Annotated in this window: 13 protein-coding genes and 1 CRISPR repeat array; of the genes, 8 read left to right on the top strand and 5 right to left on the bottom strand. The window is 72.2% G+C overall.

Annotated elements, in window-relative coordinates; all coding sequences use genetic code 11:
• The first annotated feature begins 17 nt into the window (after positions 1–17).
• From pstC to AB0M79_RS02395, 5 genes are all read left to right on the top strand, one after another.
• Entirely contained in the window at positions 18–1,028 is a 1,011-nt protein-coding gene (pstC, locus tag AB0M79_RS02415; protein WP_364207013.1) for a phosphate ABC transporter permease subunit PstC, read from the top strand.
• Between the two features lie 21 nt (positions 1,029–1,049).
• A complete protein-coding gene (pstA, locus tag AB0M79_RS02410) occupies positions 1,050–2,213 on the top strand; it encodes a phosphate ABC transporter permease PstA (RefSeq protein WP_364207011.1) in 1,164 nt (387 codons plus the stop codon).
• A 25-nt stretch (positions 2,214–2,238) separates the two neighbouring features.
• Positions 2,239–3,846 carry a phosphate ABC transporter substrate-binding protein PstS gene (locus tag AB0M79_RS02405; RefSeq protein ID WP_364207009.1) on the top strand — a complete coding sequence of 536 codons (1,608 nt, stop codon included), beginning with the start codon at positions 2,239–2,241 and terminating at the stop codon, positions 3,844–3,846.
• Positions 3,843–6,335, top strand: coding sequence for a hypothetical protein (locus AB0M79_RS02400; protein ID WP_364207007.1), 2,493 nt, complete (start codon positions 3,843–3,845; stop codon positions 6,333–6,335). The genes AB0M79_RS02405 and AB0M79_RS02400 overlap by 4 nt, the downstream gene beginning before the upstream one ends.
• 71 nt (positions 6,336–6,406) lie before the next feature.
• Positions 6,407–7,270 (top strand): sortase, encoded by an 864-nt coding sequence (locus AB0M79_RS02395; RefSeq protein WP_364207005.1) that lies wholly within the window; start codon positions 6,407–6,409, stop codon positions 7,268–7,270.
• A 58-nt stretch (positions 7,271–7,328) separates the two neighbouring features.
• On the opposite strand, the gene AB0M79_RS02390 is transcribed toward AB0M79_RS02395, so the two are convergent.
• Positions 7,329–8,369, bottom strand: a complete 1,041-nt coding sequence (locus AB0M79_RS02390; protein WP_364207003.1) for a substrate-binding domain-containing protein — start codon at positions 8,367–8,369, stop codon at positions 7,329–7,331.
• A 257-nt stretch (positions 8,370–8,626) separates the two neighbouring features.
• On the opposite strand from AB0M79_RS02390, the gene AB0M79_RS02385 reads away from it, so the two are divergent.
• Positions 8,627–9,484 carry a phosphate ABC transporter ATP-binding protein gene (locus AB0M79_RS02385; protein WP_364207001.1) on the top strand — a complete coding sequence of 286 codons (858 nt, stop codon included), beginning with the start codon at positions 8,627–8,629 and terminating at the stop codon, positions 9,482–9,484.
• 43 nt (positions 9,485–9,527) lie between these two features.
• Here AB0M79_RS02385 and AB0M79_RS02380 read toward each other — a convergent pair whose 3' ends face one another.
• Both AB0M79_RS02380 and AB0M79_RS02375 read right to left on the bottom strand, forming a co-directional pair.
• Positions 9,528–10,445, bottom strand: coding sequence for an alpha/beta hydrolase (locus tag AB0M79_RS02380; RefSeq protein ID WP_364206999.1), 918 nt, complete (start codon positions 10,443–10,445; stop codon positions 9,528–9,530).
• Positions 10,438–10,905 carry a hypothetical protein gene (locus tag AB0M79_RS02375; RefSeq protein WP_364206997.1) on the bottom strand — a complete coding sequence of 156 codons (468 nt, stop codon included), beginning with the start codon at positions 10,903–10,905 and terminating at the stop codon, positions 10,438–10,440. Before AB0M79_RS02375 ends, AB0M79_RS02380 begins: the two co-directional genes overlap by 8 nt.
• A gap of 127 nt (positions 10,906–11,032) precedes the next feature.
• On the opposite strand from AB0M79_RS02375, the gene AB0M79_RS02370 reads away from it, so the two are divergent.
• Positions 11,033–11,842, top strand: a complete 810-nt coding sequence (locus tag AB0M79_RS02370; protein WP_364206995.1) for an inositol monophosphatase family protein — start codon at positions 11,033–11,035, stop codon at positions 11,840–11,842.
• An 18-nt stretch (positions 11,843–11,860) separates the two neighbouring features.
• On the opposite strand, the gene AB0M79_RS02365 is transcribed toward AB0M79_RS02370, so the two are convergent.
• On the bottom strand, positions 11,861–12,610 hold the full coding sequence (locus AB0M79_RS02365) for a phosphotransferase (protein WP_364206993.1): 750 nt from the start codon (positions 12,608–12,610) through the stop codon (positions 11,861–11,863).
• Between the two features lie 81 nt (positions 12,611–12,691).
• Positions 12,692–13,480, bottom strand: a complete 789-nt coding sequence (locus tag AB0M79_RS02360) for an alpha/beta hydrolase (RefSeq protein WP_364206991.1) — start codon at positions 13,478–13,480, stop codon at positions 12,692–12,694.
• A gap of 106 nt (positions 13,481–13,586) precedes the next feature.
• Between AB0M79_RS02360 and AB0M79_RS02355 the strand changes: the two genes are divergently transcribed.
• Positions 13,587–14,531: an NAD(P)H-binding protein gene (locus AB0M79_RS02355; RefSeq protein ID WP_364206989.1), complete on the top strand. Its 945-nt coding sequence runs from the start codon at positions 13,587–13,589 to the stop codon at positions 14,529–14,531.
• Positions 14,532–14,826: 295 nt separating this feature from the next.
• Positions 14,827–16,137: a CRISPR direct-repeat array (repeat unit 29 nt; unit sequence GGGATCACCCCCGCGTGCGCGGGGAACAG).
• Positions 16,138–16,490 lie beyond the last annotated feature (353 nt).

Here is a 16,490-nt window from a genome sequence, read left to right as displayed (position 1 = left end):
GGACGGGGGGAGCGGTGGTGCGCGCCACGAAGGTGGACGACGAGCGGCGCCGGTCGACGGGCACCGGTGCCGCACCGGTCGACCGGCTCTTCCGGGCCGGGGCCCGCGCCGCCGGCGTCCTCATGCTGTTGATCATGGGCGGGATCGGGGTCTTCCTGGCCGTCCAGGCGGTGCCCACGCTGCGCAACTACGGGTGGCGGTTCTTCGTCGAGAGCGACTGGAACCCCGAACGCAACGTGCTCGGCATCGCCGCCGTCGTGGTCGGTACGGGGCTCGTCGCCGCGGTGGCCATCGCCGTCGCCTTCCCGCTGGCGCTGGTGACCGCGCTCTACATCACCGAGTACGCCCCGACCCGGCTGCGCCGGCCACTGGTGTCCACCGTGGACCTGATGGCGGCCGTACCCAGTGTGGTCTACGGGCTCGTCGGGCTGGCGTTCCTCCAGCCCGAACTGATCAGGATCGCCCGCTGGCTGCACGCGTACGGAAGCTGGCTGCCGTTCTTCGCCGTCGGGACGGACGCCGACCCGGTCGACCCGCACGCCGCGATCTGGCCAGAGAGCCGCTACACCTCCTCGGCGTTCGTCGCCGGCGTCGTCGTCGCCATGATGGTGCTCCCGATCGCCTGCTCGGTGATGCGGGAGGTCTTCGCGCAGGCCCCGCAGAGCGAACGGGAAGCGGCCTGGGCGCTGGGCGCCACCCGGTGGGGCGTGATCCGTTCGGTGGTGTTGCCGTTCGGCCGGGGCGGGATCATCGGCGGCGCCATGCTCGGCCTGGGCCGGGCGCTGGGCGAGACGATCGCCGTGGTCTTCATCATCTCGACCGCGTTCGACGTGAAGATCCGGATCCTGGAGAACGGCACCATCACCACCTCGTCGCTGATCGCGGTCCGGTTCGGCGACGCCGACGCCGGTCAACTGTCCGCGCTGCTCGCGGCGGGCCTGGTGCTCTTCCTCATCACGCTGGCCGTCAACACGGTCGCCGCCGTCGTCGTGGGCCGTGGCCGCAGCGGCGCCGCGACCGAGATCTGACCGAGAGAGCGAGCCCGACCGGTGCCGACCGAGACGACCACACCACCACCCGCCGCCCCGCCGGCCGGCAACGGCACCGTGGCGCGTGGCACCACCAGCGTCCGCGCCGAACCACCGCCGGCCGCCGCGGAGCCGCCGGCCGCCGAGCCGCGCCGCGAACTGCGCCCGCGCACCCTCGACGACGTACTGGCCCTGGTCGGCTCGGCCGTCGGCGGGCTGTCCCTGGCCTGGCTGCTGTTTCGCGGGCTGCTGCCCACCGACGGCACCATCGGCTTCCTGCTGCTGTGGCTCGGCTGCTTCCTGCTGCTGTACGCCGCCGTCACGATGGTCCGGCACCCGGCCCCGGTGGTCGCCGACCGGATCGCCGCCGCGGTCGTGCACGCCGGGGCGGCCCTCGTCGGCGCCGCCCTGCTCACCGTCATCGGCTACACCGTCTGGCGCGGCCTGGACGCGCTGGTCCAGCCGAACTTCTACACCCAGGACCTGTCGGCCGCCGGCCCGCTGACCCCGCTCGACACCGGCGGCGCGCTGCACGCGATCGTCGGCACCCTCATCGAGATCAGCATCGCGATCGCCGTGACGCTGCCGCTCGGCGTGGCCACCGCCGTGTTCATCACCGAGGTCGGCGGCCGGTTCAGCCGCCTGGTCCGCACCATCGTCGAGGCGATGACCGCGCTGCCGTCGATCGTGGCGGGCCTGTTCATCTACACGGTGCTGCAGGTGACCCTCGGCTTCCCGCGTTCCGGGCTGGCCGCCGCGCTGGCCCTGTCGGTGATGATGCTGCCGATCATCGCCCGCGCCGCCGACGTCGTACTCCGCGTGGTGCCCGGCGGGCTGCGCGAGGCGAGCCTGGCCCTGGGCGCGTCGCAGTGGCAGACGGTGTGGCACGTGGTGCTGCCGACCGCCCGGCCGGGCCTGGCCACCGCCCTGATCCTGGGCACCGCCCGCGGCGTCGGCGAGACCTCGCCGGTGCTGCTGACCTCGGGCGCGTCCAACTTCCTCAACGCCGACCCGCTGAACAACTCGATGAACTCGCTGCCGCTGTTCGTCTACTCGCTGGTCCGCAGCGGCGAGCCGACGTACATCGCCCGGGCGTTCGGCGGCGCGGCCCTGCTGCTCGTACTCGTGCTCGTGCTCTTCGTCGTGGCCCGGCTGGTCGCGGCCCGGCGGGACGGCACGCGATGACCACCGACCGTCTGGAGGAGCAACGATGAAGCGGCGCGGCAGGCTGGCCGGCGCGGTGCTGGCGATACTGGTCGCGGTGACGACACCGGCGGCACCGGCCTTCGCCGTGCCGTACGAGCAGGTCGAGGGGACCGGCTCGACGTGGAGCGCGAACGCGCTGCAACAGTGGGTCACCGGCGTGCAGACGACCGGCAACCGGGTCGTCTACACCGCGAACGGGTCGTCGGCGGGGCGCCGCGACTTCAGCAACTTCCAGAGCGACTTCGGCGTCTCGGAGATCCCGTACCAGACCCGGCCGGACCCGGTCACGGGCGTGGTCGAGGAGGCCCGGCGGGAGTTCGCCTACATGCCGATCGTCGCCGGCGGCACCTCGTTCATGTACCACATCGAGGTCGGCGGCCGGCTCTACCGCGACCTGCGGCTGTCCGGCGAGACGATCGTCGGCATCTTCACGAACCGGATCACCAAGTGGAACGACCCGGCGATCACCCGGGACAACAACGGCCGGGCGCTGCCGGCGATCGACATCGTCCCGGTGGTGCGCTCCGACGGCTCGGGTACGACCGCCCAGTTCTCGCTCTGGATGGACAAGCAGCACCAGCGGCAGTGGCGCGACTACTGCGGCTGCCAGGGCCTGACGTCGTACTACCCGCGCAAGGGCCGGCAGGTGGCGCAGAGCGGGTCCGACAACGTCGCCAACTACGTGGCCGCCGGCTCCGGCAACGGCACCATCGGCTACGTCGAGTTCTCCTACGCCCGCAACAAGAACTATCCGGTGGCCAAGATGCTCAACCGGGCCGGCTACTACGTCGCGCCGACCGACCACAACGTCGCCGTCGCGTTGCAGGAGGCCCGGATCAACACCGACCGCAGCAACCCGCGCGAATACCTCACCCAGGTCCTCGACGGGGTGTACGCCAGTTCCGACCGGCGGGCGTACCCGCTGTCGTCGTACTCGTACATGATCCTGCCGGTCGACGTGAACGACCGGCGGATGACGCCCGGCCGGGCCCGGGCACTGGCCGACTACGCCTATTACTCGATCTGCGAGGGGCAGCGCAACGCCGGCCAGCTCGGCTACTCGCCGCTGCCCCGCAACCTCGTGCAGGCCGGCTTCGACCAGATCGGCCGGATCGCGAAGCTCTCGGCCGAGGACCGTACCGACAAGGACTTCGCCAACTGTCCGAACCCGACCTTCGACCCGCGTAACCCCGGTGTCAACAAGCTCGCCCGCGAGGCGCCGAACCCGCCGGAGTGCGACCGGCAGGGCCAGGGCCCGTGCGGCGCGGGGGGCGGCGGCCCCCGCCCGACCGGTACGGCGACCCCGCCGCCCGGCGGCGGCACGCCGTCGGGCGGGGTGCCGTCCGCCGGTACGTCCCCGTCGGCGGGCGCGCCCCCGGTCGACCTAGACGGCGACGGCATCGCCGACGTCGACCCGGAGACCGGCCAGCCGATCCTCGCCGGCGGGTCCGAGACCGACCTGGTCGGCTCGGCGACCGAGGTGGCCGCCTTCCGGCAGGACGGCACCAGCCGCTGGCTGCCGGTGCTCGCCGCCGGCCTCGTCCTGCTCGTGGTGCTGCTGCCCGCGCTGGTCACCCGGTCGCTGGCCCGCCGGCCGGAGCCCCGGCGGTGAGCGCCGCCCGACGCGCCGCGTTCGCGGTCGCGCTGCTCGCCGCCGCCGCCGTCGCCCCCGGCCTGCTCGGCCGGCCGGCGACGGCGGAACCGGCGGCCCCGGCCGCCTGGACCCTGACCAGGGAGATCGAGCGCGGCGACCGGGAGACCCGGACCGCGACCGTCTCGGTCTCCGCACACCAGAACCTGATCAACCGGCAGGTGATCCGGTTGAGCTGGTCCGGTTTCGTGCCCAGCCACGGCCTGCCGATCGGGACCGTCCCGCAGAACGCCAGCGTGCCCCACGAGATGGAATACCCGGTCGTCGTGATGCAGTGCGCCGGCGCCGACCCCGCGCAGGAGGACTGCTACTTCCAGCGCCCGATCGTCCACATGGCGTCGCGGATGTCGTACTGGGACGCGCTCCAGCCGACGCCCCGGCAGGCCGTCGGATACGTGCACCCGTTCAAGGCGGTCACCCGCGGCGAGCCGTACCGGATGCAGGTCGGCGACGTGCCGCCGGACTTCGGCACGGCTTCCTTCGCCGGCACCACCCTGGTCGAGCCGACCGGCCTCGCCGGCAGCCGGTCCGACGTCCGGTTCGAGATCCGCGACGAGGTGACGACCCCGAGCCTCGGCTGCTCGTCGACCCGCGAGTGTTCCATCGTGGTCGTGCCGGTCATGGACCTGGTCTGCACCGCCGACGCCGACGCACCCTGCCGGGCCGGGCCCCTCGCCCCGCTCGGCGCCCCGAACCAGGGCGTCACCTTCAACGAGAGCCTGACCGCACAGGCGTGGTCGCTGGAGTCGAACTGGCGCAACCGGTTCGTCGTGCCGATCACGATCGCGCCGCCGGACGCGACCTGCGACGCCACCGACCCACGACCCCAACGCGCCCTCGTCGGCGCCGAGACCGCCGACCTGGCGATGCGCCGCCTCGGGCAGGACATGTGCGTCGACACGTCCGCCCCGAAGATCGCGCACGTGCGGCAGAGCGAGGAGGTGGCCCGCAACCTGCTCGTCACCCCGAGCGGCACCGAGTACGCCGCCGACGCCGCCCTGGTCACCCGGCCGGTGACGAACTCGCCCCGGCCGCTGGTGCACGCACCGGTGCTGGCCACCGGGGTCGCGGTGACGTTCGCGGTCGACGTGCAGGTGCCGGGCGCCGACCCGTACGAACTGGCCGGCCTGCGGCTCAACCCACGGCTGCTGGCCAAGCTGCTGACCCAGTCGTACAAGAACGTCGGCTGGGGCAACCACGACCACCCGGCGGTCGGGGAGAACCCGCAGACGCTGTTCCACGACCCGGAGTTCCACGCCCTGAACCCCGACTATCCGGTCGCCGACGGGGAGCCGGCCAACCGCAACAACGCGGTCGTGGCGCAGAGCATCGCGGTGATCACCAACGACTCGGACGCCTACCACGAACTGACCCGCTACATCGCCGCCGACGGGGAGGCGGCGCGGTGGCTCGGCGGCCAGCCCGACGAGTACGGCACCGTGGTCAACCCGGCCTACCGGGGCACGCCGTTCCCGATGGCCCGCTTCGAGCTGCGCGACGACTGGCGGCAGGAGGGCGTGCCGTGCGGGCCGCTGCCGGCGCTGACCGCCAGCCAGCACGTCGCGCCCAGCCTGGAGGCCGCCGCCTACATGATCGCCGACTCGCAGGGCCTCAACCAGGAGTGCAGCAACACGGGCACGATCGAGGCGCCGAACTGGGTGTGGAGCAAGCCGAACCGCCTCTACCACCCGAGCCGGGTCTACCTCGCCGTCACCTCGGTGGCGTACGCGCGGGCGTACGGGCTGCCGACGGCACAGCTTCAGACCGGCCGGACGGCCGACGGCGGGCGTACGTTCGCCGGCCCGACCCCGGAGTCGATGACAGAAGCGCTGCGGCACACGGTGCGTGACGAGGCGAGCGGCACGCTGCGTGTCGACCACGCCAACCTGCCCGCCGGCGCCTACCCGGGCACGCTGCCCGTCTACGCGGCGGTACCGACCGCCGGGCTGGCCGCCGACGTCGCCGCCGACTACGCCGAGTTCCTGCGCCGGGCGGTCGACGACCGGCGGCAGACGCCCGGCACGGGACCGGGGCAGCTGCCCGACGGCTACGCGCCGCTGCCGCCGGAGTTGCGCCGGCAGACCCGCACCCTGGCCGAGGCGGTCGCCCGGCAACAGGGAGCGCCGCCGACACCCACCCCCGGGCCGTCGTCACCGGCCGGTGCCGGCGGCGGGTCGACGGACCCCGATCCGACCGGCACCCCGACGGCGCCGACGTCCGGCACGCCGGCACCGACGTCGGCGGCACCGGCACCGACCGGACCACCGGCCGTCGTACCACGGGCGCTGACCCGCGGCGAGACGTCGGTGCTCGGCCGATGGGCGCTGCCGGCGGTGCTCGGCACCGGCCTACTCGTCCTGCTCGTCCTGCCGTTCGTGCTGCTGGCCGCCCAGCCGGACCATCCGCTGCGCCGGCTCGGCCAGACCGCCCGGCGGCTGCTGGTCCGGTAGCGGATCCCGTTTCTCCCCGGCTGGGGGCGGCCCACGCGCCGCCCCCGGCCTCGTCACGAAGGAGCCAGGAAATGGCTGGTACGCAGGTCGACGCCGGCCCGGTCCGGACCGGTCGCGGCGCGTTGTCGGTGGCGGGCGCGCTGACGCTGGTGGCGCTGCTCGTGTTCGGCTTCGTCGGCTATCTGCTGGTGGTCAGCCCGTTGCAGCAGCAGCGGACGCAGAACAACCTGTTCGACCAGATCCGGGGCGACCTGGCGCAGGCCACCGCACCGATCGGCGGCGCCATCGCGCCCGGCACGCCGGTCGCCGTCCTCACCGCCCCGTCGATCGGGCTGGAGGCGGTGGTGGTCGAGGGCACGTCAGCGGCCGACCTGCTCGCCGGGCCGGGACACCGCCGCGACACCCCGCTGCCCGGCCAGGCCGGGGTGTCGCTGCTCTACGGCCGGGCCGGCACCTTCGGGGCGCCGTTCCGGCGGGTGCCGGACCTTGTCCCCGGCGCGGCCGTCAATCTCGTCACCGGCCAGGGCGAGGTCACCTACCGGGTCGAGGGTGTCCGGCGCGACGGCGATCCGCTGCCGGCCCCGCTGCCGGCCGGCGGTGGCCGGCTGACCCTGGTGACGACCGACGCCACCCGGATGCTGACCGCCGCCGACACCGTCTTCGTCGACGCCGTACTCGTCGGCGAACCCTGGCCGGCACCGGCCGGCCGGCCCCGGCTCGTGCCGGCGTACGAGCGGGCGCTCCAGCCGGACCCGACGGCCGCGTTTCCACTGGTGCTGTGGTTGCAGGCACTCGCCCTGGCCGCCGGGGGGCTCACCTGGGCCCGGCACCGCTGGGGCCGGGTCGAGGCGTGGGTGGTCGGCACCCCGGTCGTGCTGGCCTGCGGCTGGCAGGTGTACGAGGCCGCCGTCCGGCTGCTGCCCAACCTGCTCTGAGCGGGGTATGGAGCGGGGCCGGACGGCAACGCCGTCCGGCCCCGGGAACAGGTGCTCGTCACACGCCGCAGTTGCCGGCGGACGTGCCCTTCGGCAGCGGCGTGAAGCCGTTCGCCGTGATGATGGCGTCAGCGGCGGCGCTGCAGACGAAGCCGGTCGGGGAGAAGAAGGCGCCGACCGTGGCGATCCGGCTGACCTTGACCACGTTGTAGAGCCGGCGGCTGGGGTTGAAGTTGCCGGTGCTGGTGCGCAGGGCGATGATCTTCTGCCCGTTGACCACCGGGACGTCGGTGTTGTAGCGACCGACCGAGAACGGCGCGATCGCGTTGGCGTTCGAGTTGATCGGGGCCGGGTCGTGCTCCTGCGGGTCGTCGTTGACGCAGAAGCTGCCCGGGCTCTCGCTCTTGGTCACGATCTGCGCCTCGGTCAGACCGATCTGGGAGAGGAAGTAGGAGCGGGTGCCGGAGCCGGGCTGGGGCAGCAGTGGCCGGATGGTGGCGGTGGAGGCGCCGGGGACGAAGTCGCTCCACTGGTTGGCGGTCGCGGTGCACTGGTAGATCGCGGCCAGCCGGGCGACGGTGAAGACGAGGGTCGCCGGGGCGTTGGTGTTCGGGGAGCCGTCGGCGTTGCTACGGGCGACCGCGATCGCCAGCGAGTCCAGGGCGAAGGGGTAGAACTTCAGCGGAACCGGCGGCGACGGGTAGTTCTCCGGCGGGCTGGACGAGCGGGCGAAGTCGATGTAGTCGTCCTCCGGGTTGCTGGTGGGGCTGTTGGCGGCGGCGGTCAGAGCGTTGATGCCCGCGGTCGAACCGTTCGGGCGGGCGATGGACGGCGCGCCGGCCTGCGGCTGGAGCGGGTTCGGCGTACCGGTCGCGTCCCACGAGGCCAGCCGGCTGGTCGGGGCGGGGCTCTGCCCGTTGTAGGAGGTGGCCAGGGCGTTCAAGACGAACTGGCTGGTGTCCGAGCCCACGCCGACGATGTCGTCGGCGTCCGGGGTGAACGGCGGGTCGGCGTACGCGGCGTTGCCGGCACCGAGCGCCAGCGACAGGGCCACGGCGGTGAACGCCACCGCGGCACCCTTCAGGGTGGTCTTGCGCATCTGCGGGATACCTCCGCTGGATTTCGATCAGCCTCGATCTGAGGCCGGGTCCCAGCCCACCAGTCGGTGACTCTTCGTGCCACCAACGTCACTCAACGGCTGAATTCGCGCGACACGGCCTCCGCGTTAACGCGCAGCCAATCGGGCAAAAGGGCTCCGGATGCCCGGCCATTTCCAGGAGTGTCCACGTTCACCCTCCGGTCGCCGGAAACGGTTAACGTCCCCGGCGGCCGCGCTCGGATTCGAAGGAGTCGCCGATGACTACCGCCACCACGGAATTCGAACTGGACGGGATCCACGCCCCCGCCCCCGCCCCCGCCCCCGCCCCCGCCACCGCCACCGGCTCGACCCTGCGTACGCGGGACCTGTCGGCCTGGTTCGGCACCCACAAGGTCCTCGACCGGGTGTCGCTGACCATGCCCGCCGGCGTGGTCACCGCCCTGATCGGACCCTCCGGCTGCGGCAAGTCGACGTTCCTGCGCATCCTCAACCGGATGCACGAACTGGTGCCGTCCGCGTCGCTCGCCGGTGAGGTCCTTCTCGACGAGCAGGACATCTACGCGCCCGGGCCGCGGCTCACCGAGACCCGCCGACGTATCGGGATGGTCTTCCAGAAGCCGAACCCGTTTCCCACCATGTCCATCGCCGACAACGTCACCGCCGGCCTCAAGCTCACCGGCATCCGTGCCGGCCGGGCCGAGAAGGCCCAGCTCGTCGAGGAGTGCCTCACCCGGGCCGGACTGTGGCGCGAGGTCAAGGACCGGCTCCGGCAGCCCGGCGGGGCCCTGTCCGGTGGGCAGCAGCAGCGGCTGTGCATCGCCCGCTCCCTCGCCGTACGCCCCGACGTGCTCCTGATGGACGAACCCTGCTCGGCGCTCGACCCGACCTCGACCCGGCGCATCGAGGAGACCATCGGCGAACTGCGTTCCGAGGTCACGATCGTCATCGTCACCCACAACATGCAGCAGGCCGCCCGGGTCTCCCAGCAGTGCGCGTTCTTCCTCGCCGAGGAGGGCCGGCCCGGCTACGTCGTGGAGCACGGCGACACCGGGCGGATGTTCGGCGACCCGCAGGACCGCCGCACCGCCGACTACGTCAACGGCCGCTTCGGCTGACCCGCCATCCCGGGCCGCGCCGCCGGTCGGAGCGACCCCGCGCTCAGCGGCCGGCGGCCGCCGTGGCGAGGAAGTCGGTGACCAGCGCGGCGATCCGCGCGGGGTCCTCGGCGACCATCGCGTGGCTCGCGCCGGAAAGACGCACCACCCGCAGGGCCGGGTTGTCCACGGTGGCCAGCCGTTCGGCGGTGCCGCGACGGTACGCCGCGTACAGCTCGTGGAACGGTTGCTGTTCGGGCAGATCCTCGGTGGCGAGCACGAGCAGCAGCGGGGACCGGGTCTCCCGGTAGGCCGGGAGCAGGTCGAGCGAGGACATCGCCTCGCGCAGCCGGGCGGTCAGCTCCGGCCCGGGACGTAGCCGGCTGAGGCCGTCGTCGCACGGCACCAGGTTGCGTTCGAACGCCGCCGCCCACTCTTGCGGGTCCGCGCCGTACCGCCGCGCCATCGCGCGCTGCCCGGCCAGTGCCGCGGCCACCTGGTCGGCGCCGAGCGGCTCGGCGAGCATCGCGCCCATCGCGTCGAAGACCGCCCGCAGCTTGGCGAGGTTGCCCGCCGCCTGCTCCGGATCCATTCCGGACAGTTGGTCGAGGCGGTCCAGGGTGGGGTTTCCGTCGAGGCTGACCGCGCCGGGGCACTCCGGGTGGCGCTGTGTCCAGAGGGTGGCCAGCATCCCGCCGAGCGAGTGGCCGACCACCGCCGGCCGGACCAGGCCGAGGCTGTCGGCGACGCCGGCCAGGTCGGCCAGGACCTCGTCCCAGTGCCACGGCCCGTCCCCGGACCGTCCGTGGCCGCGCAGGTCGACGGTGACCACCCGGTGTCCCGGCCGCAACGCCTCGGCGAGGGCCGTCATCTGGGCGAGGTTGCCGCCCGCGCCGTGCAGGAGCAGCAGCGGGCGTCCGGGTCCACCGAGGTCGCGGGCCGCGATGGGTACGGGGCCGGAGCCGACGAGCGTGTCAGGCATTCTTGCTTCCCTGCTGTAGTAGCCGGTCGCGGACGGAGGCGGGAAGCACGCCGCCCTCCGGGTGACGGGCGAGCTTGCCACGGGAGACCAGGTCGTGGACGCCCTGCCGGGTGATGCCGAGCATGGCGCCGGCCACCGCGTACGACACCGACTGGGCGGTGGGGTGGCCCATCCGTCCGGCGACGACCTGGCCGAGCGGGCTGCGCCACCAGTCCAGGGGCGGGTCGAACGGGCTGTCGCCCGGGTAGAGCGTCGAGATCGCCCGCACGATCGTCCCGACGGCGACCCGGTGATCATCGCCGAGCATCTGGGTGGCCCAGGACCTGGCGCGGGAGCGGACGATTTCCCGCAGTGCGGCGACCGCGTCGTCGCCGTCGAGCAGGATCTCGAGCGGGTCGAGCAGGCGGATGTCGATCAACCTGACGAGTTGCTCGACCAGCTCTTGCTGGCTCGGTGGCAAGGTGGCACCTCCTTCATTGCTTGACGCTCATCGTCAAGTACTTGATGGTTACTGTCAAGTGGTGGAGTCCGGTCACCCGCCGCGACCGGGGCGGACGGCAGTCGCGGCCGCGCCATATCCTGCGCGCATGCCGATGACCGACCGGGACCTGGCCATCACCGCCGCGCGCGCCGGGGCCGCCGTCGTGCGTTCCAGGTACGGAACATCACTGGCGCGCGTCGAGAAGGGTGGCGGCGACTTCGCCACCGCCGCCGACCTCGAAGCGGAGCAGGCCATCCTCGACGTCCTACGGGCCGCCCGACCCGACGACACCGTGGTGGGCGAGGAGAGTGGACGCGGCGGTGCCGGCACGACCGGCCGGGTGTGGCTGGTGGACCCGCTGTGCGGAACCGCCAACTACGCGTCGCGCGGCATGCTGGTCGCGGTGAACGTCGCCCTGCGCGCGGGTACGCGAACCGTGGCGGCGGCCTGCGCCGACCCGTTCGCCGACGAGGTGTTCTGGACCGACGGCACCCGCGCGTGCGTACGCCACAGCGGCGTGGACGAGCCGCTCACCCCGTCGGCCGGCACGCGACTCGTGGACGTCAACCTCGACTCGCCGGACCCGTACGACCCGGCCTTCCGGGCGCGCCGGCCGATCGCCGACCCGCGGTTCCTCGAACGGTTCCGGCCGCGCGTGGTCTCCACCACCCTGGCGGTGGCCTGGGTCGCGGCCGGCCGGCGGGCCGCCTACGTCACCGACGGCGACCTGCGCGACAGTGTGCACTTCACCAGCGGCATCGCCCTGTGTGAGGCCGCCGGCTGCGTGGTGACCGGCATCGACGGACAGCCGCTCCACACCGGCGCGGGCGGGCTCGTCGTGGCCGCCGACGAGGAGACGCACACCGCCCTGCTGGCCCTCCTCGACGGTCAGCCCCTGGCAGCACCCGGTCGGTGAGGCGACCGCGACCACCGCTCAGCGCAGCGCCTCGCGCCACGCCTCGCGGTGCGCGTCGAGATGATCCGCGGTCGCCAGCCAGTAGGGGCCGTCCTCGGTCCAGATCCTGGCCCACGGCTGCACCTGCCGCTCCGCGCCGTCCCGCAGCAGGTCGTACATGGCCCGGGCACGGCGCCCCAGCAGATCCGCCAACCCCGCGCGTACGGCGTCGTCGGCGCCGTAGCCGTCGACGAACGCCCGCAGCCGGGCCGCGGACTCCGGCACCGGCCGGTCGGTGCGCAGGCCGGCCATGCTCTGCGCCGCGTACGCGAGGTCCCAGGACCGGGAACCCGGCGCCGCGGCGTCCCAGTCGATCAGCACCCAGCCCCGGTCGGACCGGACCAGGTTCCACGGCGCCACGTCGTTGTGGCAGACCATCTCCTCCCGGTCCGGCGGGATCAGCCGGTTCCACACCGCACCGGCCGGCGGCACGAAACCCGCCAGCGCCTCGTGCAACCCGGCCAGCATCCGGCCGATCGCGGACAACTCCGCCGTCGGATAGGTGCCGGCCGCGTCGCCGATCTCACCGGGGACGTACTCCAGCACCTGCCGGCCCCGCTCGTCGCGTCCAAGCGGCCGGGGCGCCCCGGTGAAGCCCACCGCGGCCAGATGTTCCAGCAGGGCGTCGACCGCGTCGGTCCACGGCCCGGCCGGACGCCGTACGGTGTCACCGACGCGTACGACGCCGCTCGTGGCGTTGCCCGGCAACGGCTCCTCGTCGGCATACATCCCGGCATGATGGCCCACGCGGGCGGCGGGCGGCGATCCGTTATCGGCGCCGGCACCGGGATTCCGCCGGTCCGGGCGCGGTCAGCCCACGAAGGCCCGCAGCACGTCGATCCAGGCCCGGTGCTGGTCGAGGTGCACGTCGTGACCGGCATCCCCGACGACGACGTGCGTGACGTCGGCACGTGTAGCGCGCATGCGCGCCAGTTCCTCCGGCTGGACGGTGCCCCGCTGGCCGGACACCAGCAAGGTGGGGGCTGTCACCTTGCCCCACTCCGGCCAGCGGGCCGTCTCGACGACCTCCGCGATGGCGTCCCGCATGACATCCGGTTCGAACCGGGGCCACAGACCGTCGGGACGCTCCTCCAGATCCCTGATCCACGACCGCGACATCGGGGTCGTGCCCAGGAAGTCCGCCGCCGCCCGCGCGTCGCGGAACGGCACCGGCCAGGAGGCGAACCAGGCACCGAGTCTTGCCGACAGGTCCCCGCCGCCGCCCCCGACACCGGCCTCGACCATCACCAGACGGCGCACCAGATCGGGATGCCACGCTGCGACCAGCATGGCGGTGTGTCCGCCCATCGACTGGCCGACGAGCGCCACCGGCCGGTCGACGCCCAGCGCCTCGATCACGTGGACCACGTCGCCGACGTACGCCCGGCGGGACAGGTCGTCGGGGCGGCGGGTGGAGTGGCCGTGCCCGCGCTGGTCGACGGCGACGACGCGGTGGTGCGGCGCCAGCGCGGCCGCCGACGGCCACAACTCCCGGGCACTGCCGGCCAGGCCGTGTAGAAAGACGACCGGGTCGCCGCCCGATCCGCTGTCGAGACAGGACAGCGTCACACTTCCGTTGCGGACCTCCACCCGTTTCATCGGGGTATTCCAGCCGAGGCCCGCCGGCATCCGCAAGGCTGGCAAAGCACGCCTGAAGACAGTCGCCGCTTGACAAGCGACCAGGTCCAGCATGGACGATCCAGGCATGCGGATTCTTGTGGTCGGTGGAACCGGCCTGATCGGCTCCCACGTCGTGGACGTGCTGCGCGAGCGCGGCCACGCCGCGACCACCCTGGCACGCACCGCCGGCCCGAACGTCGATCATCCACTCGATCTCGGATCTGCCTCGACAGACGAGCTGCGACCGTTGCTCGCCGGCCACGACGGTGTCGTGTACGCCACCCGCGCGGACGAGCAGCGCCTGCTGCGCAAGCCGATCTATCCCAAACTTCGCCGAGACATCGTCGACCCGGTGGTGCGTCTGTTCACCGCCGCCCGCGAGCAAGGCCTGACCCGCGGCGTCGTCATGGGCTCGTACTACACCTACCACGATCGGCTGCATCCCCAATGGCGCCTCCCGGCCCACCACGCGTACATCCGGTGCCGGCTGGAGCAGGCCCGGGAAGGACGAGCGGCCGCCGGCCCGGGCCTACCGGTCGCCGTACTCGAACTGCCGTTCATCTTCGGGCGGGCCGGCGACCGGGTATCGAACTGGGTCGGTCCGCTGGACCGTTGGGCGAGGTCTCGCGCACCCCTGCTCGTCCCGGCCGGCGGGACCGCCGCAGCCTCGGCACGCAGCGTCGCCGATGTCGCAGTCGACGCACTCGAGCAGCGCCGAGGTGAGGACATCCCGGTCGGTGACGAGAACCTCACCTGGTCCGAGATGATCACCCGCATCGCCGAGGCCGTCGACCGACGCCGCCGGGTCGGTCGCCTACCTGCCGCCGCCGTCCGGACCTCTGCACGACTTGGTGGTGCGTTCCAGGCTCTCGGCCGGAAACAGTCCGGCATCAACCCGGCCCACCTCGCCGACCTCCTGCTCGCCGAACTGTTCATCGAGCCGACGACCGGCCGGTCACTTGACCCGGCGCTGCGCGAAACCTTCACCGAACCAACGGCAGCCGCAGGGCACGAATCGCCGCGAGGTTGACCGCTGTTGGTGACCGTGGCCGCGAAGCCGGCAGCGGGGCGCCTGTTCCCGACAGGCGCATTCGCATGTCGGCGGCTACCGGGGCCGGTGCGCCGCCGCGTGCTGTCCCGGAAACACCCTCCTCGGCTCGGCTTTTCCGCGGCTACCCGATCATCTGGTGGGTGCCGCCTTCTGCTGTCGGCGTCGTTCGGAGCCCAGCTCCGCGCCATATCGACATCGCGGAGAAGAAGAGCAGGCCAGCTCAGCCCTCACCATCTGGGACGAGCCCTAAGCCGATACCGTCCGCCCCTTCTCCGAGATCATCCCCGCGTGTGTGGGGAACAGGCCCTCGGTATGCCGCATGACACGCTCGGTGAGGGATCACCCCCGCGTGCGCGGGGAACAGGATCTGTATCTGATCTACAAGTACGGCGGGTACGGATCACCCCCGCGTGCGCGGGGAACAGGAACTGGCACGTCGAAAACCTCCGCAAGCAGTCGGGATCACCCCCGCGTGCGCGGGGAACAGCAGTGGCAAGGCTCTCCAGTAGCTGCGTCTCGGGGATCACCCCCGCGTGCGCGGGGAACAGTTCACCGCGGTGTTGATCCTCGCTGTGCTCGCGGGATCACCCCCGCGTGCGCGGGGAACAGTTCGATCTCGCGGTCGACAAGGCCAAGGGACTGGGATCACCCCCGCGTGCGCGGGGAACAGGGCCGCAGACGAAGCCGATCGTCACGCCGGCGGGGATCACCCCCGCGTGCGCGGGGAACAGATGAAGCCGGTCTTCGAGCGGATCTACGACTGGGGATCACCCCCGCGTGCGCGGGGAACAGTATCTCGACGCCCGCCGGTTCCTGATCGCCGAGGGATCACCCCCGCGTGCGCGGGGAACAGGTCGACGAGTTCGTGGACGCGGGCCTTGTCCTGGGATCACCCCCGCGTGCGCGGGGAACAGGCTTGATCAGCGGTCCAACGCCGAGATGAACGGGGATCACCCCCGCGTGCGCGGGGAACAGAACCACGGCAGGGTGGTCGGCACCGGTGGCCCGGGATCACCCCCGCGTGCGCGGGGAACAGCAAGGCTAGGAATAGCAAACGGCCCCGGTGGAGGGATCACCCCCGCGTGCGCGGGGAACAGTGCAGCGTACCGCAAAAGCTGCGACCGTGGCGCGGATCACCCCCGCGTGCGCGGGGAACAGGTCGAGATTGGAAAACGGATCCGACGTAACGCGGGATCACCCCCGCGTGCGCGGGGAACAGAACGGCGAGAAGAAGCAAATTCTTCGACGTCCGGGATCACCCCCGCGTGCGCGGGGAACAGGGTGGGACAGGGTGGTATCGCGTACGGGAACCGGGATCACCCCCGCGTGCGCGGGGAACAGATTCCATTCACACTAAAGCCTGTGGATAATACGGGATCACCCCCGCGTGCGCGGGGAACAGACCCTTTTCAATGATGTTTGCAGGCGCCACGCGGGATCACCCCCGCGTGCGCGGGGAACAGATTCATACCCGAGATACGTTTTACCGGACCCCGGGATCACCCCCGCGTGCGCGGGGAACAGAAGGCCCCCTGTGAAAAGAATCAGGCGAACATGGGATCACCCCCGCGTGCGCGGGGAACAGGCTTCCTGACCTGGTGCTCCAGAGATCAACTATGCGGTTTTTCTTCACTTTGGTTGGCAACGCTGCCATCTGGAGTCCATGGCTCTGGGCGACCGATCTCAGCGTGCACCACCCCGGTCAACGGGTTCGTTTCAACCGGGCCGGCTCGTCGCAGTGATCTTCTTGGTGGTCGGAAGTTTGCGTTTCGCTGAGGCATTGTAGAGGAACCGGTGATGCCGGCTTCCGTGTGCGAAATGGTCTCTGGTCCGTCTCAAAAGCGTGTTGGCGACGTTGATGTCTTCCTGGAACGGGCATCGCCTCGAAGCCGCACACGACCTGGCCCACGAGATCGCCGTGTCCGGCGGGCGGGCGCC

It is taken from the genome of Polymorphospora sp. NPDC051019 (genome assembly GCF_040683055.1).
In the GTDB taxonomy this organism is placed as follows: domain Bacteria; phylum Actinomycetota; class Actinomycetes; order Mycobacteriales; family Micromonosporaceae; genus Polymorphospora; species Polymorphospora lycopeni.
Note: the sequence above shows the minus strand (reverse complement) of the source record. Positions and strands in the feature narration are given on the sequence as shown.